Below are 23,669 nucleotides of genomic sequence, written 5' to 3'. Positions count from 1 at the left end.
ACTAACGCTCCTGCTGGTGAGTGGGGCTGGGGAAGCTGCCGGTCTGGCCGCTGCCGGCCTGCCGACCCTGCTGGATGCCCCGGCGGAGATTGGTCAGCCGGCCGCGTACGTCATCGGGCGCACGCGACACCTGCGGACCGGTCTGGTGCTGTTGCTGCTGCGCCGTGCCCGCGACGAGGTTCGCGCGAGGCACGCGGCGAGGCAGTCCTGAGGTGGTGACACCGCCCGCGGAGGGCTTGCGGACCCGCTCGGCCTGGCGGACGAGCTCGTCGTTCGGCGAGCTGCGCCAGGCGGCGTTCGCGGGGCCGCCCGGGGTCGCCTGGGGAGCGGCGGTCGCGGGCGCCGGACGGGGCGGGACCGGAGCAGCGGGCGCCTGCGGCTGTGGCGGCCGCTGCTGCGGGTCGGGGGACCGGTCGCCGCCGCCCTGCTGGCCGCGGAACCAGTTGGTCTCGAGCGTGTCGTACAGCGGCGTCCGGCCGTCACCGGCGCCGGGCGCCGGCGGCAGGGCCTCGGGCTCGCGCACCGGGCCCTGGGGCTGCTGCGGGATGCGGTCCGCACGGGGGGCCGGCGGCCGCGGGGCGCTGCCCCGGTTGTCGTAGCCGTCCCGGTTGTCGTAGCCGTCCCGGTCGCGCGGCTGGAGGCCGCCCACGCCGGGACGCTCGAACTGCCCGGTGGAGGCGCTGTCCTGAGGCATCTGATGCGGGGTCGGGTAGCCCGGCGCCGGGAACTGACCGGTGTCGCCGGCCGGGTTCGGCCCGCCGAAGACGTCCGCACGGACGAACTGGCCCGTGTTTCCAGGCTCGTTGGCGCCAGGACGCGCGCCGGGGCCCTGAGGGGTCTGGCTGCCGGGGCGCGGGGCGTCGAAGTCCGGCCGCGGAGTGTCGAAGTCCGGGCGCGGGGCGTCGAAGTCGGGGCGCGCGAACTCCGCGGTGGAGCCGGGGCCGTGGCGGTCGTCGGGTACCGGGCTCGGGTAGCGCGCGCCGGGGCCGGGGCCCTGACGGCCGTCCAGGCGCGGCATCGGCGCCGTGGAATCCGGCTCCTCGTGCCCGCGGGGGGTGTCGAGCGAGGCGCGGGACACCGGCGGCTGACCGGTCTCGTTGCTCCAGCTCGGCACGCTCGGGACCCGGGGCTGGGGGTTGCCGCCGGGCAGCTCGGCGCGCGGGCCGCCGCGCGGCGGCAGCTGGGGCATGCGCCCGTCGTCGGCGGAGTCGCCGGTACGCGCCTGGGCCGCCCGAGAACCGCCGTGCGGCGGAGCCTGGCGCAGCGCGCCCGCACCGGCGGGGGTGGGCCTGCCCTGGCCCTGCTGGGGGGTCGACGGGCCGTCCTGCGGGCCGCCGAACAGTCCGCCGCCGGGGCCCGACTGCGGGCCGGGACGTCCCGGCTCCGAGTCACGCGACGGCAGCGCCGCCCGCGGACCCGCACCGGCGCCGACCTGCCCGCGCGGCGCAGGACCGGCACCCAGCCGGCCCGCGTTCGCACCAGCGGCGACTCCACGGCGCGCGGCCGCGACACCCGCGGCGGCCTGAGCCGCCGCCGGACCACCGGTTGCGCCGGGGCCCGGCTTGCCGGGAGCCTTCTTGCCGCCCTGGGCGACGTCGACGGGCAGCATGACCAGCGCGGTCGTACCACCGGAGTCGGAGGGGCGCAGCTGGATGCGGATACCGTGCCGCTGCGACAGACGGCCGACCACGAACAGACCCATGCGGCGGGAGACCGAGACGTCCACGGTGGGCGGCGAGGCGAGCCGCTCGTTGATCGCGGCGAGGTCCTCGGGGGAGAGGCCGATGCCGGTGTCGTGGATCTCGATCAGTACGCGGCCGTCGGGCAGCGCGTGACCGGTGACCTTGACCTTGGTCTGCGGCGAGGAGAACGACGTCGCGTTCTCGAGCAGCTCGGCGAGCAGGTGTACGAGGTCGTTGACGACGCGTCCGGCGACCTCGGTGGCCGGGACCGCGGCCAGCTCGATGCGCTCGTACTGCTCCACCTCGGAGGCCGCGGCGCGCAGCACGTCGACGAGCGGAACGGGGCGCGTCCAGCGGCGACCGGGCTCCTCACCGGCGAGAACGAGCAGGTTCTCACCGTTACGGCGCATACGGGTCGCGAGGTGGTCGAGCTTGAACAGCGAGGACAGCTGGTCCGGGTCGGCCTCGCGCGACTCCAGCTCGGATATGAGCGAGAGCTGACGCTGGATCAGACCCTGCGAGCGGCGCGAGAGGTTGGTGAACATCGCGTTGACGTTGCCCCGCAGCAGCGCCTGCTCGGCGGCGAGACGGACTGCTTCGCGGTGCACGTCGTCGAAGGCCGCGGCCACCTGGCCGATCTCGTCCCGCGAGTGCACACCGACCGACTCGACGGAGGTGTCGACGTCCTGCGGGTCGGACTCCGACAGCTGCTTGACCAGCTCGGGCAGGCGGTCCTGGGCGACCCTGGTCGCGGTGTCCTGCAGCCGCCGCAGCGAGCGGATCATGGACCGCGCCACGACGAAGGCGCCGACCAGCGAGATGCCCAGCACGAGCAGGATCAGCGCACCGCTGATGTAGGCCTCGCGCTCGGACGCCTGGCGCAGCTCACGAGCCTTCTGCTCCATCTCGTCGAGCAGGGTGGTCTCGATCTTCTGCATCTGGTCGATCTTGGTGGAGTCCGCGTCGACCCAGTCCTTGTAGGAGCGCTTCTCCTGCAGCCGCAGACCGCCCACGCGCAGCGCGCCCTCGGCGTAGTCGTCGGCGGCCGTGATGGTGGCGTTGCCCTTGTCGATGGGCTTCGTCAGCTCCGCGGCGTTGCCGCCGTAGCCGTTGTAGATGTTGGTGAAGGCCGTGAGCTCGGAGTCTTCCTTGTCGGCCGCGGAGGCCGCGTAACGCCGGTCGTTCTCGGAGAGCTCGCCCACCTGGCTGGCGTTCGCCGGCAGTGCCGCGGCGATGACGGCGCGCTGAACGGACGCGTACTCCTTGGCGGTGGAGAAGGCCGCCAGAGCGCGCGTGCGCTGGATCATCTCCGGGTTGCTGGTCGCCTGCGCCATGTCCGTGGACAGCGACAGCAACTCCTGGATGAGGCGGCTGTAGGCGTCGACCGTCTGGGAGGAGTTCTCCCGGTCGGAGTAGGCGTCCTTGCGGATGCTCTTGAGCGTGGCCAGCTCGCGCTGGATCTGCACGACGTGGTCGCGTACGCCGTCGAGGCTCTGACCGTCGTCGGCGTCCTGGATCTCGCGGGTGCCCTCGCGGAAGGCGATGATCCGGTCGTCCGTCGTCTCCCGCGGACCCTTGATCGTGAACTCGTTGGGGTCGCCATTGTGGCTGAGCGGGCCCGCCGACTGGTCGCGCTCCTCCTGGAGTGCGGCTGCCAGACTGGTCGCCTGCTTCGTCATCTCCGTCAGCAGCTTCATGTTGTCGAGCTGCTGGATGTCGTCCATGGACTCGCTGATGCGCAGCGCGCCCAGCGAGGTCGCGGCGACCACCGGAAGGGTCATGAGTGCGACCAGACGCGTGGAGATGCGCCAGTTGCGCAGGGCCAGGCGTGTGCCCGGGCCGGTCGGGGCCTTCGGCTTGGGCTGCGCCGGGGGCAGGCTCGCGCCCGGCGCAATGGTGCGGGCTCCGCGCTCACCACCGTCGCCGGACGCCCCTGGGCCGGGGCTCTGGGCGTGCTGGGGCGAGGAGCCGCGGTCGGTCCCGCCGTGCGGCTCCTGCTCAGCCGCAGCACTGCTGTCCCTCTTGAAACGTCCCTGCACTAGCGTCGCAACCTCTGGACCAGGCGTCCCCCCGGGCACGGTGGGACGGTGTCGGCGTCGTGGGGCGCTTGAGTCCCCGTGGCGGTCGTGAGTGACCGGCGCTGCTTCCCCTTTCCTCCGCCGCTCGGCGCTGCGTTGCGCCCCTGCGCGCCGGTTTGAGTCTGCGGCGGTCCCGCGAATTTCAGCACAGTGCCGGATCTCCAACAAGGCCCGAGGGTCGAGGGACGGCCCCTGTCACCTCCCGTGAGGGATGGGTTACGAGGCGTAGAAGGGGTTCCGGTACATAACGGACGTTTAGCTACGAGATCTCGGCCGTCATGGACTGTCCCAGTCGACATGATCGGGAGCGGAATGATGTCTTCAGTGGTGCAATGTCCGTTTTTTCGGGGTGAGTTGACGGCCTGAATTGACCCATTTGGGCGCTCGCTCGTGAGCAAACTCACATGCGCATCAAGGGGTGTTCCCGGCGTTGGTTGGGAATTGCACGTTTAACCTTGCGCTTTACAGGGATGGCGAATCCGACAACCGGCGCCGCCGGCGCCCGTATGGACAAGGTCACGATCGACAGATGAAGACGACGATGATGTTCCGCAACATAGCCAATCCGCGGCGGACGACTCTGGCGCACCTCGAGGACGCCGACGAGCTGACGAACGCGGTCGAGCTGCCGGAGCACCCCGTCGAGCTGCCGACACAGACCGCCAACCCGCGGCGCACGATTCTGATGGAGGTTCCGGGGCGGTCCTCCGCCGCGTAGCCGTCCAGGGGTGGGCCGGTTCCGAGGCGTACGGGTCTCACTGGGGGCGTGCCGTACGACGTGCTGTTGTGCCCACCCTCCCCCAGCTACCGCTGGGAGGTGCCCCCAGCCCTGCGGAACGCCTGCCCACAACCCGGCGCGCCGTATCGGCGCGAGCGGCGCGTCCCCGCCGCGTTAGCCTGGAGCGTCAGAAAACTCCAGCAAGCGGAAGCAGAGGGGCGTAAGGCATCCCGTGCGCATCGCCAGATTCTCCATCGACGGCAATGTCGCCTTCGGCGCGGTCGAGGGCAGCAGTGCCCCCGGCACGACTGATGGGCTTGTCCTCGACATCATCAAGGGCATCCCGTTCGCGGACTTCGAGCTGTCCGGTACGAAGGTCCCGCTGAGCAAGGTCCGCCTGCTGCCGCCTGTGCTCCCGAACAAGGTCGTGGCCTTCGGCCGCAACTACGCGGAACACGCCAGGGAGCTCGGCAACGAGGTCCCCGAGGCCCCGTTCGCCTTCTTCAAGCCGTCCACCTCGGTGATCGGCCCCGGCGACGAGATCGCCTACCCCTCCTTCTCGCAGGACCTGCACCACGAGGCCGAACTGGCCGTGGTCATCGGCCGGATGTGCCGCGAGGTCCCGCGGGAGCGCGTCAAGGACGTCATCCTCGGCTACACCTGCGCCAACGACGTCACCGCCCGCGACGTCCAGAAGCGCGAGAAGCAGTGGGCGCGGGCCAAGGGCTTCGACACCTCCTGCCCGCTCGGCCCCTGGGTGGAGACCGACCTGGACCCCTCCGATCTGACCATCCAGTGCACCGTCAACGGGCAGCAACGCCAGCTCGGGCGCACCAGCGAGATGATCCACCCCATCGAGGATCTGATCGTCAACATCTCCGAGGCCATGACGCTGCTCCCCGGCGACGTGATCCTCACGGGCACCCCCGCAGGGGTCGGCCCCCTCAGTGTCGGCGACGAGGTCGCCGTCACCATCGAAGGCATCGGCACTCTCACCAACAAGGTGATCAAGCGTGGCTAACGGATCCGTCCGCGTACGTTTCTGTCCCTCTCCGACCGGCAACCCCCATGTGGGCCTGGTCCGCACCGCCCTGTTCAACTGGGCGTACGCCCGGCACACCGGCGGCACCATGGTCTTCCGCATCGAGGACACCGACGCGGCCCGCGATTCCGAGGAGTCGTACGTCCAGCTGCTCGACTCGCTGCGCTGGCTCGGCCTCGACTGGGACGAGGGCCCCGAGGTGGGCGGCCCCCACGCGCCGTACCGCCAGTCGCAGCGCATGGACCTCTACAAGGACGTCGCGCAGAAGCTCCTGGACGGCGGACACGCGTACTACTGCTACTGCTCGACGGAGGAGCTCGACGCCCGCCGCGAGGCCGCCCGCGCCGCCGGGAAGCCGTCCGGCTACGACGGTCACTGCCGTGTGCTGAGCGCCGAGCAGGCCGAGGCGTACCGGGCCGAGGGCCGGGAGCCGATCGTGCGCTTCCGTATGCCCGACGAGCCGATCACCTTCACGGACCTGGTCCGCGGCGAGCTGACCTTCACCCCGGAGAACGTTCCGGACTACGGCATCGTCCGCGCCAACGGCGCACCGCTGTACACGCTGGTCAACCCGGTCGACGACGCCCTGATGGAGATCACCCACGTCCTGCGCGGCGAGGACCTGCTCTCCTCCACACCCCGCCAGATCGCCCTCTACAAGGCGCTGATCGAGCTGGGCATCGCCAAGGAGATCCCGTCCTTCGGCCACCTGCCGTACGTGATGGGCGAGGGCAACAAGAAGCTCTCCAAGCGCGACCCGCAGTCGTCCCTGAACCTCTACCGCGAGCGCGGTTTCCTGCCCGAGGGCCTGCTCAACTACCTGTCCCTGCTGGGCTGGTCCCTCGCCGCCGACCGCGACATCTTCTCGCTGGACGAGATGGTGGCGGCCTTCGACGTCGCGGACGTGAACCCGAACCCGGCCCGCTTCGACCTGAAGAAGGCCGAGTCGATCAACGCCGACCACATCCGGCTGCTGGACCCGAAGTCCTTCATCGAGGCCTGCGGCCCGTGGCTGAAGGCCCCGCACGCGCCCTGGGCGCCGGAGGACTTCGACCAGGCCAAGTGGGAGGCCATCGCGCCGCACGCCCAGACACGCCTGACCGTCCTGTCGGACATCACGCAGAACGTCGACTTCCTCTTCCTGCCGGAGCCGGCCCGGGACGAGGCGTCCTGGACCAAGGCGATGAAGGACGGCTCCGACGCGCTCCTGAAGACGGCCCGCGAGAAGCTGGCCGCCGCCGACTGGAACGCCGAGGCCCTCAAGGACGCCGTCCTCGCCGCCGGCGAGGAGCACGGCCTGAAGCTCGGCAAGGCCCAGGCCCCGGTGCGCGTCGCCGTCACGGGCCGCACGGTGGGCCTCCCCCTCTTCGAGTCGCTCGAGGTACTGGGCCGCGAGAAGACCCTGGCACGCGTGGACCGGGCTCTGGAGAAGCTCACCGCGTAGCGCAGCACCGTTGTAGGCGCTGAGGGCGCGCCGACAGGCGGGGGCCTGGGCCGGGCAGAGACCCGGCCCAGGCCCCCGCCAGCCCTCGCAGCCCGCTCCGCTGGGTGCCATTCTGATGGTGTGGGCGCCTTGCCTCGAGGCGGCGGGATTCAGGCATGGCTCCGTCCGAAGCCTGCATCACGCCCGTCTGCTTTCTTCCGGGCCTCTGCCTGCCAGTGCGCTGGGTGTGGAGGGGAGGTCGGGTGACGACATGCGCGATGACGGCGGTGCCGGTGCCGGGCTCCCCAGGCCGAGGGCGGACCTGGCCGGGGCGGTCCAGGACGGCCCGCGCCCTCCGGAGTCGCAGCCGGGCATGAAGGACCAGGTCCTGGTCTTCGCCGGGGTCCTGCTGAGCGCTGTCTACGCACTGGCCGGCAAGGACGACAGGCTGCGGCTGCTCGACCTCGCCGAAAGGAGCGGGGGCGGCGCGAGCACCCCGGGTCGGTACGGCCCGCCCGAGAGTTACGCCCTCTCCGGTCGCTCTCCCGCCGCCGAGGCCTTCCGCTCGGGCCGCCCCATGTGGTGGGACGCCGCCGAACTCGACACGTACCGCGAGCCGGAGAACGGCTCGGGGATCTCGGAGACGCAGGCGGCTCCGTCCGGCGCATCACTGGGCGTGCTGCCCCTGGCGACGAACGGCAGACGGCTCGGCTGTCTGCTCGTCGTCGGCGACGCGGCGGACGGCTTCGCCCCCGAGCAGCGCAACTTCCTGGAGCTGTACGCCGAGGAGATCGCCGCCGGTCTCGCCGCGGCCGTGGAATCGATCGATCGGGGCTCGGGCCGACAGGGCATGTCAGGGCAGGGCCCGGGTGGCCGGGCTCCTGGCGGCGAAGACCCCGAGGGCGGGGGCCCGGGCCGCGGAGGCCCGGAGCGAGCGGACCCGAGCGTCACGGACACCGGCGGGCAAGGCCCGGGCGGCACCCCGGCCGGCAGCCCTGTCACACGGCGGCCGCTGCTGGGCCCCGCCCTGGACCGACTGGGCGTCGGCTCGTTCACCCTGGTGCCGGCCTCGGGCCGCATCGACGCGGACGCACGCGTCCTGGAGTTGGTCGGCGTCGCCCCCGACGACTTCGACGGCAGGGTGGAGACCCTGCTCGAGCAGACCGTCCCGGAGGACCTGCCCGCGCTCATGTCCGTCGTCGAGCCGCGGCAGGCCGCCGGCGGCCGGGAACTGGACTTCCGCATCCGCCGCCCCAGCGGCGAACTGCGCTGGCTGCGGCTGAGCTGCCGGGTCCCGGCCGGCGGCGACCGGGGGCCGGGCCGGGTGCCGGAGCAGATCCTGGGCGTCGTGGCCGACGCCGCCTCGCTGCGTCCCGTCGCCGACGAGGTCTCCCGGGTGCAGCGCCTGGCCGCCTCGCTCGCCGACGCGATGTCCGTCCGGGACGTCAGTCGCGTGGTGACCGTCGCCCTGCGCGAGCCGCTGGGAGCCGACCGGGTGGCACTCGCCGGGCTCGAGGCCGACCGACTGGTGGTCACCGTCCTCGACCCGCCGGAGCCCCGCGCCTGGCCCGACATCTGGCGTTCCGAATGGCGTTCCGAGTGGCCCGACGCACCGCTGCAGGCCCTGCCCACGCTGCAGACCGCACTGCGAGACGGCCGTACCAGCCTCTGGCCCGCGGGCGCCGAAATCGAACCGGGCCTCGCGGGCGTCGGCCCCGGCGGACTCGCCGTACTGCCCCTCATGGCCGAGGGCCGGGTCGCCGGCGTCTGCCTGGTCGGCTGGGACGAGCCGCACGAGTTCGTCCCCGAGCAGCGGTCCCTGCTCACCGCCACCGCGGGGCTGGTCGGACAGGCTCTGATGCGCGCGCAGACGTACGACGCCGAGCAGGAGCTCGCCACGACGCTCCAGCGCAGCCTGCTGCCCCGCAGGCTCCCGGAGCTGCCCGGCGGGGTCGCCGTCGCCCGCTATCTGCCCGCCAGGAGGGGGCTGCAGGTGGGCGGCGACTGGTACGACGTCATATCGCTCTCCGACCGCCATGTGGCACTGGTCATCGGGGACGTGCAGGGACACAGCGCCGCCGCCGCGACGATCATGGGCCAGATCCGCACGGCGATCAGGGCCTACGCCGTCGAGGGCCACCCGCCCGACGTCGTCGTCTCGCACGCCAACCGGCTGCTCGTCGGCATGGAGACCGATCTGTTCGCCACCTGCTGCTACGTCGACCTGGACATCGAGGAGGGCAACGCCTGGTTCGTCCGGGCGGGCCATCTGCCGCCGCTGCTGCGCAACCCGGACGGCAGCACCGAGGAGATGGCCGTCGAGGGCGGACTCCCGCTGGGCGTGCTCGCCGACGCCGAGTACCCCATGACCGCGGCCGGACTGACCCCGGGCACGCTCCTCGTCCTGGCGACGGACGGCCTGGTCGAGTCCTCGAGCCTGCCGCTGGACGAGGGCCTGCTCCGGATGCACCAGGTGCTCTCCACCACCGACCCCTCCGACGTCGGGCGGGTGGCCGACGAACTCCTCGGCGACCGCAGCCGGCGAGAGGACGACGTGGCGCTGCTGCTGATGCGCTACGACGGCCTGAAGGTCCGCCCGATCCGGGTCGGCTGGACCGTATGGCGGCTCCCCGACGCCGTCATGCACGCACGGCGGTTCACCGCCCGCACCATGCGCTCCTGGCACCTCGCCGAGGAGGCCGACGTAGTGCTGCTGGTCGTCTCCGAACTGGTCACCAACGCGCTGGTGCACACCCACGGCGCGGTGCGTCTCGACCTCACGCTCGCCGGGGACCGGCTGCGGGTCGCCGTCAGCGACACGTCCCCGCGCGCGCCGGCCAAGCCGGTGATCGTGGACTGGGAGGCGACCGGCGGTCGCGGACTGCTCCTCGTCGAGGCGATGTCCGCGTGCTGGGGGTCGGTGCCGGTCAGCGGCGGCAAGCAGGTGTGGAGCGAGATCGTTCTGGCGCCGGGCGCGGACCCGTGCGCGGACGACGGACCGGCTGGGGAACCCCTCGGCCTGCGGCCGTCCCGAGGACCCTGAGCGCGCCGTCTACCGGAGGAGCCGTCTCCCGGAGGACAAGGAGGTCTCTTTCATGAAGACCTACGTGCGGGAAGCCGCCGCCGCCATCGCCTGCCTGTCGATGGCCGTGGCCCTTGCCGCCTGCGGAGACGGCGACGGCGGTTCCGCCGACGGGTCGCACCGGGCCCCGAAGATCGGCCTGCTGCTGCCGGACGCCACGACCGCCCGCTGGGAGACGGACGACAGACCGCTGCTGGAGAAGAAGATCAGGGAACTCTGCGCCGAGTGCACGGTGGAGCACGCCAACGCCAAGGGCGATGTGGCCACCCAGCAGCAGCAGGTCGACTCCATGATCATCAAGGATGTCGACGTGCTGGTCCTCGCCGCCGTCGACGCCAAGGCGCTGCACCCCGCCGTGCAGAAGGCGGACGCCGCGCACGTCAAGGTCGTCGCCTACGACCGCCTCGCCGAGGGCCCGATCTCGGGATACGTCTCCTTCGACGGCGCCGAGGTCGGCAGGCTCCAGGGCCGCGCACTCCTCGACGCGATGGGCGACAAGGCGAACGGCGGCCGGATCGTCATGATGAACGGCGACCCGACCGACCCCAACGCGGCCGCGTTCAAGAAGGGCGCGATGTCCGTGCTCCAGGGCCGGGTGGAGATCGCCAAGATGTACGACACTCCCGGTTGGCGGTCCGAGGACGCCAACACCAACATGGCCGGGGCCATTGCCAGCCTCGGTGCCGGCAACATCGACGGCGTCTACGCCGCCAACGACGGCCTCGCCGCCGGCGTCGTCTCCGCCCTGAAGGCCGACAAGATCAGCCCCCAGCCGCCGGTGACCGGTCAGGACGCGGAACTCGGGGGCGTGCAGCGCATCGTCGTCGGAGACCAGTACATGAGCGTCTACAAGCCGTTCGGGCCCGAGGCCGCCGCCGGTGCCGAGATGGCTGTCGCGCTGGCCCGTGGCGAAAGTCTCGACGGCATCGCCCGGCACACGGTCAGCAGCCCCAGCGCGCACGAGGTTCCAGCCGTCCTGCTCACCCCGGTCTCCCTGACCGTCGACAACATCAAGGACACCGTGGTCAAGGACGGTGTCTACACGATCGACCAGATCTGCACCCCGAAGTTCAAGGCCGCCTGCGACGGGGCCGGACTGACCGCATAGGACCGGCCTCCGCGGTGCCGGGCCCGGAAGAAGGAGATGGTTTCCGTGCCGGCTCCACCCCTGCTGGCATTGCGCGGCGTCACCAAGCGCTTCGGTGCCATCCAGGCGCTCAGCGACGTCGAACTGGAGATCCACGGCGGTGAGGTCATCGCCCTGGTGGGCGACAACGGCGCAGGCAAGTCGACGCTCGTCAAGGTCATCGCGGGCGTCAGCCCCGCCGACCAGGGCATCATCGAGTGGCAGGGCCGGGTGGTCCAGGTCAGGCGTCCCCACGACGCCCAGGAACTCGGCATCGCGACCGTGTACCAGGACCTCGCGCTGTGCGACAACCTCGACGTCGTCGGCAACCTCTTCCTCGGACGCGAGATCCACCGGGTCGGAGTGCTCGACGAGGTGGAGATGGAGCGCCGCGCCGGCGAGCTGCTGCACACCCTGTCGATCAGGATCCACAGTCTCCGGCTTCCCGTCGCCTCGCTCTCCGGAGGCCAGCGTCAGGCCGTCGCGATCTCCCGCTCGCTGCTCGGCGTACCCAAGCTCCTGCTCCTCGACGAGCCCACGGCCGCCCTCGGCATCGAACAGACATCGCAGGTCCTCGACCTCATCGACCAGCTGCGCGACCGCGGGCTCGGCGTCCTCCTCATCAGCCACAACATGGGCGACGTCAAGGCCGTCGCCGACCGGGTCGCGGTGCTGCGCCTCGGCCGCAACAACGGCTTCTTCGACGTGAACACCACATCCCAGGAACAGGTCATCTCCTCGATCACCGGTGCCACGGACAACGCCGGGAAGGTCCGTCCCGGGCGCGCGGGGGAGGCATGGCTGTGATGCGGAGAGAGACATTCCGGAACGCCGAGCCCGGCAGGGCGGTCGACGGCGCCGAGGCCCCGAAGCCCGCCGCCGGGGCCCGGCGCCCGCTCGTGCGCCGAGAGGACGTCCGGCGCGTCGTCGGCGACTTCAGGCGCAGGCTCCGCGACGGAGAACTGGGGTCGCTCCCCGTCGTGCTCGGACTCGTACTGATCTGGATCATCTTCCAGAGCCTGAACGAGAACTTCCTCTCACCCCGCAACCTGTCCAACCTCAGCGTGGACATCGTCGGCACCGGCCTGATCGCGGTCGGCATCGTGTTCGTGCTGCTGATCGGCGAGATCGACCTGTCGGTCGGCTCGGTCAGCGGTCTCGCCGCGGCCCTGTTCGCCGTACTCAACGTGCACCGTGGCATGCCCGAGTGGCTCGCCCTCATCGTCGCGGTGGCCTCCGGCGCGGCGGCCGGAGCCATCGCCGGGTTCTTCTTCGCCAAGATCGGTGTGCCCTCGTTCGTCGTCACCCTCGCGGGACTGCTGGGCTGGAACGGGCTGATGCTCTACGTCCTCGGCGAGAGCGGCACCATCAGCCTCGACGACGAGGGCCTGGTCGCCGAGCTGACCAGCTTCTACTTCGCCGACGCGGCCGTCGCATACGGCCTGGTGGTGCTCGGCACGGCCGCGTTCTTCCTCGCCTCCTACCGCGAAAACCGGCGCCGCAGGGCCGGCGGAATGGCGTCCCGCTCGCTCGGCCAGCTCGGCTTCCGCACCGGCGTCCTGGCGGTGATCGCCCTCGCCGCGGCCTACGTCCTCAACCAGTTCCAGGGCCTGCCGCTCGCCCTCCTGATCTTCCTCCTCGTCGTCGTCGGTCTGGACTACCTCCTGCGCCGGACGCGGTACGGGCGACAGGTGTTCGCGCTCGGCGGCGGCGTCGAGGCGGCCCGCCGAGCCGGCATCAGCGTCGTGGGCGTACGGATCTCGGTGTTCATGGTGTCGGGGACGATGGCCGCGATCGGCGGCCTGTTCCTGGCCTCCCGGATCACCTCGGCGAGCCAGACATCGGGTTCCGGCATCCTGCTGATGAACGCCATCGCTGCGGCCGTCATCGGTGGCACCAGCCTCTTCGGCGGACGCGGCACGACCTGGTCCGCGCTGCTCGGCATGCTGGTCATCCAGTCGATCGCCTCCGCCATGGCGCTCATGGGCGTCCCGGCCGCGGTCCAGTTCATGATCACGGGCGGCGTCCTGCTCGTGGCCGTGGTCATCGACTCGCTGTCCCGACGCTCTCAGGAGGCGCACGGCCGGGCGTGACGGGGGGCCTCGCATGGGTACGGTCGTCTCATGCCGATCAACGCCGGGTCGACCCCCGTCAAAGCCGTGCTCTGGGACATCGACGACACGATCTTCGACTACGCGGGCGCGGACACCGCCGGCATGCACGCACACCTGCTTGCCGAGGGCGCGCTGGCCCGGTACGGAACGGCGGAGCGCGCCCTCGGCCTGTGGAAGCAGATCACCGAACGCCACTGGGCGCGGTTCGGCGCGGGCGAGGTCGACTTCCCCACCCAGCGCCGCGACCGCGTCCGGGACTTCTTCGAGGCGGACCTGGACGACGCGGAGGCGGACGCCTGGTTCGAGCGCTACCTGGCCCACTACGAGGCCGCCTGGTCGCTCTTCCCCGACACCCTGCCCGCTCTGGACGCCCTCGCCGGCCGCTACCGGCACGCCGTGCTGTCCAACTCCGCCACCGCCCACCAGGAACGCAAGCTCCGCGTCCTCGGCGTGCGCGATCGCTTCGAGGCCCTGCTCTGCGCCGTGGAGCTCGGCGTCTCCAAGCCGGCCGCGGAGGCCTTCCACGCCGCGTGCGCGACACTCGCGCTGGAGCCGGAGGAGATCGCCTATGTCGGGGATCAGCCGGAGATCGACGCCCGGGGCGCCCGCGACGCCGGACTGCTCGGCATCTGGCTCGACCGGACCGGCGTCGACCTGCCGGTGCCCGCCGGAGTCCACCGGATCACGAGCCTGGCGGAGCTCCCCGCACTGCTGGCCGATACCCGTTTTGGAGCGCCGTCCACCTTCGGGTAATGTTCTTCCTGCGCCGCCCGAGCGGGCCGAGAGGCCGGCCGGGAAGCGCACACCGAATGAACCCCCCGGGCGGGGGTTGAATTTTGGTGGGGTATGGTGTAATTGGCAGCACGACTGATTCTGGTTCAGTTAGTCTAGGTTCGAGTCCTGGTACCCCAGCTCGCAGAGCCCGTCTCCGCACTCTCGCTGAGATTCCTTCTGCAAAGCCCCCGTTGTGTAGCGGCCTAGCACGCTGCCCTCTCAAGGCAGTAGCGCCGGTTCGAATCCGGTCGGGGGTACTGATCCATCCCGCTTGACCAGCCGGGTCGCTCCCGTTGGTCAAGTGGTGACATCACCCGGTGGGAGTCGGGTGGGATCGCCAAAAGCCCCCGTTGTGTAGCGGCCTAGCACGCCGCCCTCTCAAGGCGGTAGCGCCGGTTCGAATCCGGTCGGGGGTACTGACTGGTCTAAACCACATTGGTCTATGGTGTAATTGGCAGCACGACTGATTCTGGTTCAGTTAGTCTTGGTTCGAGTCCAGGTAGACCAGCTCGGGCCTGCGGAAACGCAGAGTCCACGCCCCCGTTGTGTAGCGGCCTAGCACGCCGCCCTCTCAAGGCGGTAGCGCCGGTTCGAATCCGGTCGGGGGTACACAGGGCGATGGGCCCTCCGCTTCGGCGGAGGGCCCATCGGCGTTCACGGCCTTCGGCATCCCGTACTGTCCCGCATCCCTTGGCGGCCGGGCGACTTGGTGGCGGCGGGCGAGGGGTGACGGGTTCCGGCGTGGTGATCGCGGGCTGCCGCGGCGCTGAGGCGGCCCGTCGATCTGTGCGGGTGAGACGGGTGTTACTGGTGTTGGTGCAGGGTCAGCCGGAGCGGCGCAGGGCCTCGGAAAGACGACCGGCCGCATCGATGACCGCCTGGGCGTGCATACGGCCCGGGTGGCGGGTCAGGCGCTCGATCGGTCCGGATACCGAGACGGCGGCGACCACGCGGTTGGACGGCCCGCGGACGGGCGCCGACACCGAGGCCACGCCCGGCTCGCGCTCGCCGATCGACTGGGCCCAGCCCCGGCGGCGTACGCCCGAGAGGGCCGTGGCCGTGAAGCGGGCGCCCTGGAGGCCGCGGTGCAGGCGCTCCGGCTCCTCCCAGGCCATCAGGATCTGGGCCGACGAGCCGGCCTTCATCGTCATGGTCGAGCCGACCGGGACCGTGTCCCTGAGGCCCGAGAGGCGCTCCGCGGCGGCGACGCAGATACGCATGTCGCCCTGGCGACGGTAGAGCTGCGCGCTCTCGCCCGTCACGTCACGGAGGTGTGTCAGTACCGGTCCCGCCGTCGCAAGGAGGCGGTCCTCGCCCGCCGCGGCGGCCAGCTCGGCCAGCCGCGGGCCGAGGATGAACCTGCCCTGCATGTCCCTCGCCACCATCCGGTGGTGTTCCAGTGCCACGGCCAGCCGGTGGGCCGTGGGTCGTGCGAGCCCTGTCGCCGCGACCAGCCCGGCGAGGGTGGCCGGACCGGACTCCAGGGCGCTCAAAACAAGAGCAGCCTTGTCGAGAACGCCGACGCCGCTAGAGTTGTCCATGCAACGATATTCGCGTCTCACTCTGTGAAACGCAAGTTCAATTTTCCGAGGAACTTGCGACTCTGGAGGGGCAGCGGCCCGGTCACCGACGGGCCCCATGGCCGACGTCAGCCCGAGCGGTAAGGGCGGAGGCGCTCACATCTCTAGTTGGGCCGGGCAGAAACGCCGGCCGGAGGGAAAGCGATGGGTAGGACACTCGCGGAGAAGGTCTGGGACGACCATGTCGTCCGGCGCGCCGAGGGCGAGCCCGACCTCCTCTTCATCGATCTGCACCTGCTGCACGAGGTGACCAGCCCCCAGGCCTTCGACGGCCTGCGCAAGAGCGGTCGCCAGGTGCGCAGGCTCGACCTGACCATCGCCACCGAGGATCACAACACCCCGACCCTCGACATCGACAAGCCGATCGCGGACCCGGTCTCGCGCGCTCAGCTGGAGACGCTGCGCAAGAACTGCGCCGAGTTCGGCGTCCGGCTGCACCCGCTCGGCGACGTCGAGCAGGGCGTCGTCCACGTGGTCGGCCCGCAGCTGGGTCTGACCCAGCCCGGCATGACCGTCGTCTGTGGCGACTCGCACACCTCGACGCACGGCGCCTTCGGCGGTCTGGCGTTCGGTATCGGCACCTCGCAGGTCGAGCACGTGCTGGCCACCCAGACGCTGCCGCTGGCCCGCCCGAAGACCATGGCGATCACGGTCGAGGGCGAGCTGCCCGAGGGCGTGACCGCCAAGGACCTGATCCTGGCGATCATCGCCAAGATCGGTACGGGCGGCGGCCAGGGCTACATCCTGGAGTACCGCGGCTCCGCCATCGAGAAGCTCTCGATGGAGGCCCGGATGACCATCTGCAACATGTCGATCGAGGCCGGCGCCCGCGCGGGCATGATCGCGCCCGACGAGACCACCTTCGAGTACCTCAAGGGCCGCGTCCACGCCCCGCAGGGCGAGGACTGGGACGCCGCCGTGGCGTACTGGAAGACGCTGAAGACGGACGACGACGCGGTCTTCGATGCCGAGGTCTTCATCGACGCCGACTCTCTGTCGCCGTTCGTCACCTGGGGTACCAATCCCGGTCAGGGTGCGCCCCTGTCGGCGAGCGTCCCCGACCCTGCTTCGTACGAGGATGCTTCGGAGCGCCTGGCGGCCGAAAAGGCCCTGGAGTACATGGGGTTGACCGCCGGACAGGCGCTGCGCGACATCAAGGTGGACACCGTCTTCGTAGGCTCGTGCACCAACGGCCGTATCGAGGACCTGCGCTCGGCCGCCGACATCCTGCGGGGCCGCAAAGTCGCCGACGGCGTACGGATGCTGGTCGTCCCGGGCTCCGCGCGGGTCGGTCTGCAGGCCGTCTCCGAGGGCCTGGACGTGGTCTTCAAGGAGGCCGGCGCCGAATGGCGGCACGCGGGCTGCTCGATGTGCCTGGGCATGAACCCCGACCAACTCGCGCCGGGTGAGCGCTCCGCGTCCACCTCCAACCGCAACTTCGAGGGCCGGCAGGGCAAGGGCGGGCGTACGCACCTGGTCTCGCCCCAGGTCGCCGCCGCCACCGCGGTCACCGGCCACCTGGCCTCGCCCGCCGACCTGTCCGACGCCCCCGCCACCGCCGGAGTCTGATCTGTCATGGAAGCTTTCACCACGCACACCGGCCGGGCCGTCCCGCTGCGCCGCAGCAACGTCGACACCGACCAGATCATCCCCGCCCACTGGCTGAAGAAGGTCACCCGGGACGGGTTCGAGGACGGGCTCTTCGAGGCCTGGCGCAAGGACTCCGAGTTCGTGCTGAACCGCCCCGAGCGGCAGGGCGCCACGGTGCTGGTCGCCGGCCCCGACTTCGGTACCGGATCCTCGCGCGAGCACGCCGTCTGGGCCCTGCAGAACTACGGCTTCAAGGCCGTCATCTCCTCGCGTTTCGCCGACATCTTCCGCGGCAATTCGCTCAAGAACGGCCTGCTCACGGTGGTTCTGGAGCAGAAGATCGTGGACGCCCTGTGGGAGCTGACCGAGCAGGACCCGCAGGCGGAGATCACTGTCGACCTCGAGGCCCGCGAGGTGCGCGCCGAGGGCATCACCGCCGCCTTCGAGCTGGACGAGAATTCCCGCTGGCGGCTGCTGAACGGCCTCGACGACATCAGCATCACGCTGCAGAACGAGGACGACATCGCGGCGTACGAGGCGAAGCGTCCCTCTTACAAGCCGCGGACCCTCCAGGTCTGAGACCCACCCGGGCCGAGGCCCGTACCGGCCGGTTACCCCCGGCCGGGACCCCTTCCGGCCCCCCCGCAGGCCCCCCGATGTACCCCCGACCGTTCACGGTTGGGGGTACATCTGTATGCGCGTTTCGCGGGTTCTGCGGAGTCCGCCGGGGCCTGCGGGGGACCGTGCGGATGGCGTCAACTCCCGTGGAGAAAGGGGGAGTAGGGACCGCTTCCACGGGAAAGGCGGTGCTTGTGAGGAGGTGCCGGAAAGGGGGCTCGGCAGGGTAGTTGCCCCCTGCGGAGGCGACAACTCGCCCCAGATGGCACAATCGGTGCATGGATCGTGACAGCCAACTCGAGCTCTACGAGGCGGTCGCGACCCGGCTGAAGGAAGCGCACGCAAGGGTGCGCGCACTGCAAGTCCCGGAGGGCGTACGGATGGCGCTGACCCGGAAGCTGCTGGTCATTACGGCCGCGGCCAAGCACGATCTCGCCGATGCGGCAAGGCGTCTGGAGCGATTGACGGCGGACCTCGACGCGGGTCGATTCCCCGAAGACGGCTGAGCATCAAGCCCCAACTCCACGACGCCGAGTTCGTTGCGGCACAAGGGTGATTAGCCCGTTTCGTGTTTGATTTGCGGTATATATCTGCCTAACGTGCGAAAAAGCTTGAACACTTTCGTTCCGGCGATGTCTCCGAAGGGGAAGACGTGAACAAGGCGCAGCTCGTAGAAGCGATTGCCGACAAGGTCGGCGGGCGTCAGCAGGCCGCCGACGCCGTCGACGCGGTACTCGACGCCATCGTCCGTGCTGTCGTCGGCGGTGAGCGGATTTCTGTCACCGGCTTCGGCTCGTTCGAGAAGGTCGACCGGCCGGCCCGGTACGCCCGCAACCCGCAGACCGGTGAGCGGGTGCGGGTCAAGAAGACCTCCGTTCCGCGCTTCCGTGCGGGGCAGGGGTTCAAGGACCTGGTGAGCGGCACGAAGAAGCTGCCCCGCGGTGGCGAGGTGGCCGTCAAGAAGGCTCCCAAGGGCAGCCTCCAGGTCGGAGCGGCCGCGAAGAAGGCCGCGACCAAGAAGGCCGCCGCCAAGAAGACGACGGCGCGCAAGGTCACGGCGAAGAAGGTCACGCCTGCGAAGAAGGCCGCGCCGGCCAAGGCCGCGGCGAAGAAGACCACCGCGAAGAAGGCCGCGCCCGCCAAGGCCGCGGCGAAGAAGACCACCGCGAAGAAGACCACCGCCAAGAAGGCGGCGGCCAAGAAGACCGCGCCTGCCAAGAAGGCGCCGGCCAAGAAGTCCACGGCGCGCAAGACCACCGCCAAGAAGGCGACTGCTCGCTGACGGGACTTGAGTATTCACGCACCACGCACCGGGCCGAGCTCCCCGAGGGAGCCCGGCCCGCGGTGTGTTCTGGTCAGAGTGTGGCCAGTGTGATCAGTGTGATGCGGCGGGCCTCGCCCTCTCCGTCCACCTCGATCCGTACGCGCTGTCCCGGCCGCAGCAGCCGGAGGCCGCCCGCGTCGAACGCCGGTGCGTCGAAGGGCACCGGGGTGCCGTCGTCCAGCAGCACACTGCCGCTGCGCGTTTCGGGGTCGTACGTGTACGAGGTCGCCTGCATGAAAGAAGCGTAGGCGACTTGGGACAGGGCGATCGCGGGCCGGCTCAGTCCGCGATCAGCAGCCGGGCTGCGGCCGCGGCTGTGCGCGGGCCCACGCCGAGCGCCAGCGCGGCCCGCAGATCATCGCCGGTGTCCACGTCCCGGCGCACCGAATCGACGCCGCCGAGACCCAGTTCCACGGCCCCGGACGCCGCATGCCGGGCGCGGGATTCGCCGCCGAATGCGGGGTGCAATTCGGTGCCGGGAAGTGCCGACAGCAATGTGGTGCCGATGCCTGCCGCATCCGGGAGAAAAGCCCGGGGAAACAGTGCGGCGGCCGCCAGGACCCGGGTCAGTTCCGTGCTGCGCAGCGCGGGGAGGTCCGCGTTGAGAGCGGCGACGGGGGCGCATGCGCGGGCGGCGCGCGCCGCCGCGGCTCCGTGTGCCAGGGCTGCGTTGAGGCCTGCACCGGGAGCGTCCGGCACGATGCGGGCGCCGAGCTCCGCGAGCTCCTGCCCGGCGAGGCCGTCGTCCGTGACGACCACCACATCCAGCACCGCGGGAGAGGTGACTGCCGCGGCCACGGTGTCCTGGGCGAAGGCGAGGGCGAGGGACGGCCGCAGGCCCTCGCCGGCCGCGCCCGAGAGCCTGCTCTTGGCCAGCGCCAGGGGTTTCAGCGGTATCACCAGGGTCCACTGCACCAGCGTTCCGTCCCTTCGTTCCGGGCTCATTGTGGCCTGTGGCGCGGTGACGGCCGCGCCGAGGGATGAGGGTGGTGCACCGGTCCGGCAGGAGGAGAACAGCGGATCGGTATCCGGCGAGAGGGTGGGCGGACGGGAACGGCGCGCGACGGCGGCGGAACGGAGGCGACGGCGGCACGGAGATGACGTATGCCATACCCCGGCGGACGCGGGCGATGCTGGGCGTACGGTGTTCTCGACAGACCGGCGGCCTGGAGCGACACTTGTGCGGCCGACCAGGTCCGAGAGGAAGGTGTCCGAGTGTCCCGCCGCAGAATCGGCTTCTGGTACCGCCTGGCAGCGGTAATCTGCAAACCGCCACTGGTGGTTCTGATCAAGCGGGACTGGCGCGGAATGGAGAATATTCCGGCCGAGGGCGGATTTATCACGGCGGTGAACCACAATTCCCATGTGGACCCGTTCGCGTATGCCCATTTCCAGTACAACACGGGTCGTGTTCCGCGATTCCTGGCCAAGCACGGCCTTTTCAAAAAGGGCTTCGTGGGCGCCATGATGCGCGGCACCGGGCAGATCCCCGTCTACCGCGAGAGCACGGACGCGCTCAGCGCCTTCCGGGCCGCCATCGACGCCGTCGAACGGGGCGAGTGCGTCGCCTTCTACCCCGAGGGCACCCTCACCCGGGACCCCGACCTGTGGCCGATGACCGGCAAGACCGGTGCCGCCCGCGTCGCCCTGAAGACGAAGTGCCCCGTCGTCCCCGTCGCCCAGTGGGGCGCCAATCTGGTGCTTCCGCCGTACGCCAAGAAGCCGGACCTGCTGCCCCGCAAGACCCACCAGGTGCTCGCCGGACCGCCGGTCGACCTCTCGCGCTTCTACGACAAGGAGATGACCCCCGAGGTCCTCAAGGAGGCCACCGAGGTCATCATGGCCGCGATCACCGCCCAGCTCGAGGAGCTGCGCGGCGAGAAGGCCCCCGCGACGCCCTACGACCCGCGCAGCGTACGGATCGAGCAGCGGCGCAGGGCCGCGGCCGCCGCACGAGGCGAGGTCCCGAGCCAGGCCACCGGCGAATCCGCCGACGAGGGCGGCGAGAGCAGGACCGCGAGCGCGAGCGGCAACGGCGATGCGGAGGACGGCAAGTGACGAACCCCCTCAAGGCAGCCGTCTTCGGGACCGGCTCCTGGGGCACGGCCTTCGGCATGGTGCTCGCCGACGCCGGGTGCGACGTCACCCTGTGGGGGCGGCGCCCCGAACTCGCGGACGCGGTCAACTCCACACGCACCAACCCGGACTATCTGCCCGGTGTCGAACTCCCCGGCAACCTCCGGGCCACCACCGACCCGGCCGAGGCCGCGGCCGGCGCCGACTTCACGGTGCTCGCCGTGCCCTCGCAGACTCTCCGCGGGAACCTCGCCGAATGGGCGCCCCTGCTGGCCCCCGGCACCGTCCTCGTCTCCCTGATGAAGGGGGTGGAACTGGGCTCCGCGATGCGGATGAGCGAGGTCGTCGAGGACGTCACGAAGGTGGGCGCCGAGCGGATCGCCGTCGTCACCGGGCCCAACCTCGCCCGTGAGATAGCCGCCCGCCAGCCCGCCGCCGCCGTGGTCGCCTGCAGCGACGAATCGGTCGCCCAGCGCCTGCAGGCCGCCTGCCACACGCCGTACTTCCGGCCGTACACCAACACCGACGTCATCGGCTGCGAACTCGGCGGTGCCGTCAAGAACGTGATCGGACTCGCCGTCGGCATCGCCGACGGCATGGGCCTCGGCGACAACGCCAAGGGCTCGCTCATCACCCGCGGACTCGCCGAGACCACCCGACTCGGCCTCGCGATGGGCGCCGACCCCATGACCTTCTCCGGACTCGCGGGCCTGGGCGACCTGGTGGCGACCTGCTCGTCGCCGCTCTCCCGCAACCACACCTTCGGCACCAACCTCGGCAAGGGCATGACCCTGGAGGAGACCATCGCGGTCACCAGGCAGACCGCCGAGGGCGTCAAGTCCTGCGAGTCCGTGCTGGATCTGGCACGCCGGCACGGCGTCGACATGCCCATCACGGAGACGGTGGTCGGCATCGTCCACGAGGGAAAGCCGCCCAAGGTGGCCGTCAAGGAGCTGATGTCGCGCAGCCCCAAGCCCGAGCGGCGCTGAAACACGGTGCTGCGCGAGGCGGTGGCGACGCCCTGACCGCGCGCAGCGCAAGGCTCCGCCGACGGCCGTACCTAGCGCTGCGCCAGGCGGCGGCAACGCTGAGCGACAGCGGTCGGCGGACGCTGACTCGCCGACTACCAACAGGTACGCTCATCGCGATATGAGCAGCGAGTACTCCACCCAGAGCCCGGTTCCCTCCACGCCCGGAGGGGAGTCCCGCAAGCCGCGCGTGGCCGTCGTGTTCGGCGGCCGCAGCTCCGAACACGGCATCTCGGTCGTCACCGCGGGTGCCGTACTGCGCGCCATCGACCGTGCGAAGTACGACGTCCTGCCCATCGGCATCACGCAGGACGGCCGCTGGGCGCTCACCGCCGACGAACCGGAGCGCATGGCGATCACCGACCGCCGTACGCCCAGCGTCGAGGAGCTCGCCGAGTCGCACGAGGGCGGCGTGGTGCTCCCCGTCGACCCCTCGAACCGCGAAGTGGTCTACAGCGAGCCCGGTTCGGTACCCAAGGCGCTCGGCGAGGTCGATGTCGTCTTCCCGGTGCTGCACGGCCCGTACGGCGAGGACGGCACACTCCAGGGCCTCCTCGAGCTCTCCGGCGTCCCGTACGTGGGTTCGGGCGTGCTCGCCTCGGCCGTCGGCCAGGACAAGGAGTACATGAAGCGGGTGTTCGCCTCGTTCGGGCTCAAGGTCGGTCCGTACGTGGTGATCCGGCCGCGCGAGTGGGAGCGCGACGAGTCCGCGGCCCGCAAGAAGATCGTCGACTTCGCCGGCGAGCACGGATGGCCGCTGTTCGTGAAGCCCGCGCGCGCGGGCTCGTCGATCGGCATCACCAAGGTCGACGACATCTCAGGCCTCGGCGACGCGATCGCGGAGGCCCAGCGACACGACCCGAAGATCCTCGTGGAGGCCGCCGTGCGCGGCCGCGAGATCGAGTGCGGGGTGCTGGAGTTCGAGGACGGCCCGCGGGCCTCCGTCCCCGCCGAGATCCCGCCGCCCGACGCGCACGCGTACTACGACTTCGAGGCGAAGTACATCGACTCCACGCCCGGCATCGTGCCCGCCCCGCTGACGCCCGAGGAGACCGCCACGGTGCAGCGGCTCGCGGTCGAGGCGTTCGAGGCGGCCTCCTGCGAGGGGCTCGTCCGCGCGGACTTCTTCCTCGCCGAGGACGGGGAGTTCGTCATCAACGAGATCAACACCATGCCCGGCTTCACGCCCATCTCGATGTACCCGCAGATGTGGCAGGCCAGCGGCATCAGCTACCCGGAGCTCGTGGACCGGCTGGTGCAGGCGGCGCTGCGGCGGTCCACCGGACTGCGCTGACAAGCCGCGCGCTCCCGCGGGAGCCCCTAGGCCCTGTCGTCAAATTCCCGCCTGCCTCGCGGCGCCTGGCACGCACGCTCGCCGCGTTGCCGAAACGCCCACGTGGCTCCGCCACGAGGG

General features: G+C 70.8%; 19 protein-coding genes and 5 tRNA genes. 20 read left to right on the top strand and 4 right to left on the bottom strand.

Features of this window, described 5'->3' with window-relative positions:
- Position 1: 1 nt before the first annotated feature.
- Positions 2 to 3,721, bottom strand: a complete 3,720-nt coding sequence (locus tag ACWD4J_RS39395) for a nitrate- and nitrite sensing domain-containing protein (protein WP_451400367.1) — start codon at positions 3,719 to 3,721, stop codon at positions 2 to 4.
- A gap of 568 nt (positions 3,722 to 4,289) precedes the next feature.
- Between ACWD4J_RS39395 and ACWD4J_RS39390 the strand changes: the two genes are divergently transcribed.
- The 13 genes from ACWD4J_RS39390 to ACWD4J_RS39330 all read left to right on the top strand — a co-directional run bounded on the left by ACWD4J_RS39390 (position 4,290) and on the right by ACWD4J_RS39330 (position 14,648).
- The gene (locus ACWD4J_RS39390; RefSeq protein ID WP_451400366.1) at positions 4,290 to 4,478 is read left to right on the top strand and encodes a hypothetical protein; all 189 of its coding nucleotides are present in this window, start codon (positions 4,290 to 4,292) and stop codon (positions 4,476 to 4,478) included.
- Positions 4,479 to 4,710: 232 nt separating this feature from the next.
- Positions 4,711 to 5,499 (top strand): fumarylacetoacetate hydrolase family protein, encoded by a 789-nt coding sequence (locus ACWD4J_RS39385; RefSeq protein WP_451400365.1) that lies wholly within the window; start codon positions 4,711 to 4,713, stop codon positions 5,497 to 5,499.
- Positions 5,492 to 6,964, top strand: coding sequence for a glutamate--tRNA ligase (gene gltX / locus ACWD4J_RS39380; protein WP_451400364.1), 1,473 nt, complete (start codon positions 5,492 to 5,494; stop codon positions 6,962 to 6,964). The genes ACWD4J_RS39385 and gltX overlap by 8 nt, the downstream gene beginning before the upstream one ends.
- Before the next feature lie 250 nt (positions 6,965 to 7,214).
- Positions 7,215 to 9,986 carry a SpoIIE family protein phosphatase gene (locus tag ACWD4J_RS39375; RefSeq protein WP_451400363.1) on the top strand — a complete coding sequence of 924 codons (2,772 nt, stop codon included), beginning with the start codon at positions 7,215 to 7,217 and terminating at the stop codon, positions 9,984 to 9,986.
- Between the two features lie 52 nt (positions 9,987 to 10,038).
- A complete protein-coding gene (locus ACWD4J_RS39370; protein ID WP_451400362.1) occupies positions 10,039 to 11,133 on the top strand; it encodes a sugar ABC transporter substrate-binding protein in 1,095 nt (364 codons plus the stop codon).
- A 36-nt stretch (positions 11,134 to 11,169) separates the two neighbouring features.
- Positions 11,170 to 11,958 carry an ATP-binding cassette domain-containing protein gene (locus ACWD4J_RS39365; RefSeq protein ID WP_451400361.1) on the top strand — a complete coding sequence of 263 codons (789 nt, stop codon included), beginning with the start codon at positions 11,170 to 11,172 and terminating at the stop codon, positions 11,956 to 11,958.
- Positions 11,958 to 13,244, top strand: a complete 1,287-nt coding sequence (locus ACWD4J_RS39360; RefSeq protein WP_451400360.1) for a sugar ABC transporter permease — start codon at positions 11,958 to 11,960, stop codon at positions 13,242 to 13,244. Before ACWD4J_RS39365 ends, ACWD4J_RS39360 begins: the two co-directional genes overlap by 1 nt.
- Positions 13,245 to 13,274: 30 nt before the next feature.
- Positions 13,275 to 14,018, top strand: a complete 744-nt coding sequence (locus ACWD4J_RS39355) for an HAD family hydrolase (RefSeq protein WP_451400359.1) — start codon at positions 13,275 to 13,277, stop codon at positions 14,016 to 14,018.
- Between the two features lie 87 nt (positions 14,019 to 14,105).
- Positions 14,106 to 14,177, top strand: a tRNA-Gln gene (locus ACWD4J_RS39350).
- 46 nt (positions 14,178 to 14,223) lie between these two features.
- Positions 14,224 to 14,296 (top strand) — tRNA-Glu (locus tag ACWD4J_RS39345).
- 86 nt (positions 14,297 to 14,382) lie between these two features.
- Positions 14,383 to 14,455, top strand: a tRNA-Glu gene (locus ACWD4J_RS39340).
- A 20-nt stretch (positions 14,456 to 14,475) separates the two neighbouring features.
- Positions 14,476 to 14,547 (top strand) — tRNA-Gln (locus tag ACWD4J_RS39335).
- A 28-nt stretch (positions 14,548 to 14,575) separates the two neighbouring features.
- A tRNA-Glu gene (locus ACWD4J_RS39330) sits at positions 14,576 to 14,648 on the top strand.
- A 215-nt stretch (positions 14,649 to 14,863) separates the two neighbouring features.
- Here ACWD4J_RS39330 and ndgR read toward each other — a convergent pair.
- Positions 14,864 to 15,580 (bottom strand): IclR family transcriptional regulator NdgR, encoded by a 717-nt coding sequence (ndgR, locus tag ACWD4J_RS39325; RefSeq protein ID WP_451400358.1) that lies wholly within the window; start codon positions 15,578 to 15,580, stop codon positions 14,864 to 14,866.
- 183 nt (positions 15,581 to 15,763) lie between these two features.
- Between ndgR and leuC the strand changes: the two genes are divergently transcribed.
- The 4 genes from leuC to ACWD4J_RS39305 all read left to right on the top strand — a co-directional run bounded on the left by leuC (position 15,764) and on the right by ACWD4J_RS39305 (position 19,109).
- Entirely contained in the window at positions 15,764 to 17,188 is a 1,425-nt protein-coding gene (gene leuC, locus ACWD4J_RS39320) for a 3-isopropylmalate dehydratase large subunit (protein WP_451400357.1), read from the top strand.
- A 6-nt stretch (positions 17,189 to 17,194) separates the two neighbouring features.
- Complete coding sequence (gene leuD / locus ACWD4J_RS39315) at positions 17,195 to 17,788, top strand: 3-isopropylmalate dehydratase small subunit (protein WP_451400356.1); 594 nt, start codon at positions 17,195 to 17,197, stop codon at positions 17,786 to 17,788.
- Positions 17,789 to 18,105: 317 nt separating this feature from the next.
- Complete coding sequence (locus tag ACWD4J_RS39310; protein ID WP_451400355.1) at positions 18,106 to 18,333, top strand: SCO5555 family protein; 228 nt, start codon at positions 18,106 to 18,108, stop codon at positions 18,331 to 18,333.
- Positions 18,334 to 18,479: 146 nt separating this feature from the next.
- Complete coding sequence (locus ACWD4J_RS39305) at positions 18,480 to 19,109, top strand: HU family DNA-binding protein (protein ID WP_451400354.1); 630 nt, start codon at positions 18,480 to 18,482, stop codon at positions 19,107 to 19,109.
- 73 nt (positions 19,110 to 19,182) lie between these two features.
- Here the strand turns inward: ACWD4J_RS39305 and ACWD4J_RS39300 are convergent, their stop codons facing one another.
- Complete coding sequence (locus tag ACWD4J_RS39300; RefSeq protein WP_451400353.1) at positions 19,183 to 19,386, bottom strand: hypothetical protein; 204 nt, start codon at positions 19,384 to 19,386, stop codon at positions 19,183 to 19,185.
- A 44-nt stretch (positions 19,387 to 19,430) separates the two neighbouring features.
- Positions 19,431 to 20,066, bottom strand: coding sequence for a 2-phospho-L-lactate guanylyltransferase (gene cofC, locus ACWD4J_RS39295; protein WP_451400352.1), 636 nt, complete (start codon positions 20,064 to 20,066; stop codon positions 19,431 to 19,433).
- A gap of 300 nt (positions 20,067 to 20,366) precedes the next feature.
- Between cofC and ACWD4J_RS39290 the strand changes: the two genes are divergently transcribed.
- From ACWD4J_RS39290 to ACWD4J_RS39280, 3 genes are all read left to right on the top strand, one after another.
- A complete protein-coding gene (locus ACWD4J_RS39290) occupies positions 20,367 to 21,209 on the top strand; it encodes a lysophospholipid acyltransferase family protein (RefSeq protein WP_451400351.1) in 843 nt (280 codons plus the stop codon).
- On the top strand, positions 21,206 to 22,216 hold the full coding sequence (locus tag ACWD4J_RS39285; protein ID WP_451400350.1) for an NAD(P)H-dependent glycerol-3-phosphate dehydrogenase: 1,011 nt from the start codon (positions 21,206 to 21,208) through the stop codon (positions 22,214 to 22,216). Before ACWD4J_RS39290 ends, ACWD4J_RS39285 begins: the two co-directional genes overlap by 4 nt.
- Positions 22,217 to 22,376: 160 nt before the next feature.
- A complete protein-coding gene (locus tag ACWD4J_RS39280) occupies positions 22,377 to 23,549 on the top strand; it encodes a D-alanine--D-alanine ligase family protein (RefSeq protein WP_451400349.1) in 1,173 nt (390 codons plus the stop codon).
- Positions 23,550 to 23,669 lie beyond the last annotated feature (120 nt).

The organism is Streptomyces sp. NPDC002577 (assembly GCF_053594815.1).
The sequence above is the reverse complement of the archived record's forward strand: the minus strand, read 5'-3'. Positions and strand labels throughout refer to the sequence as shown.

Excerpts from the sequence above, each read along its gene's own strand:
- leuD (WP_451400356.1), top strand. The coding sequence starts at position 17,195 with ATGGAAGCTTTCACCACGCACACCGGCCGGGCCGTCCCGCTGCGCCGC.
- ACWD4J_RS39375 (WP_451400363.1), top strand. The coding sequence starts at position 7,215 with ATGCGCGATGACGGCGGTGCCGGTGCCGGGCTCCCCAGGCCGAGGGCG.
- ACWD4J_RS39390 (WP_451400366.1), top strand. The coding sequence starts at position 4,290 with ATGAAGACGACGATGATGTTCCGCAACATAGCCAATCCGCGGCGGACG.
- ACWD4J_RS39365 (WP_451400361.1), top strand. The coding sequence starts at position 11,170 with ATGGTTTCCGTGCCGGCTCCACCCCTGCTGGCATTGCGCGGCGTCACC.
- ACWD4J_RS39280 (WP_451400349.1), top strand. The coding sequence starts at position 22,377 with ATGAGCAGCGAGTACTCCACCCAGAGCCCGGTTCCCTCCACGCCCGGA.
- ACWD4J_RS39300 (WP_451400353.1), bottom strand. The coding sequence starts at position 19,386 with ATGCAGGCGACCTCGTACACGTACGACCCCGAAACGCGCAGCGGCAGT.
- ACWD4J_RS39360 (WP_451400360.1), top strand. The coding sequence starts at position 11,958 with ATGCGGAGAGAGACATTCCGGAACGCCGAGCCCGGCAGGGCGGTCGAC.
- ACWD4J_RS39310 (WP_451400355.1), top strand. The coding sequence starts at position 18,106 with ATGGATCGTGACAGCCAACTCGAGCTCTACGAGGCGGTCGCGACCCGG.
- ACWD4J_RS39370 (WP_451400362.1), top strand. The coding sequence starts at position 10,039 with ATGAAGACCTACGTGCGGGAAGCCGCCGCCGCCATCGCCTGCCTGTCG.
- ndgR (WP_451400358.1), bottom strand. The coding sequence starts at position 15,580 with ATGGACAACTCTAGCGGCGTCGGCGTTCTCGACAAGGCTGCTCTTGTT.
- leuC (WP_451400357.1), top strand. The coding sequence starts at position 15,764 with ATGGGTAGGACACTCGCGGAGAAGGTCTGGGACGACCATGTCGTCCGG.
- ACWD4J_RS39355 (WP_451400359.1), top strand. The coding sequence starts at position 13,275 with ATGCCGATCAACGCCGGGTCGACCCCCGTCAAAGCCGTGCTCTGGGAC.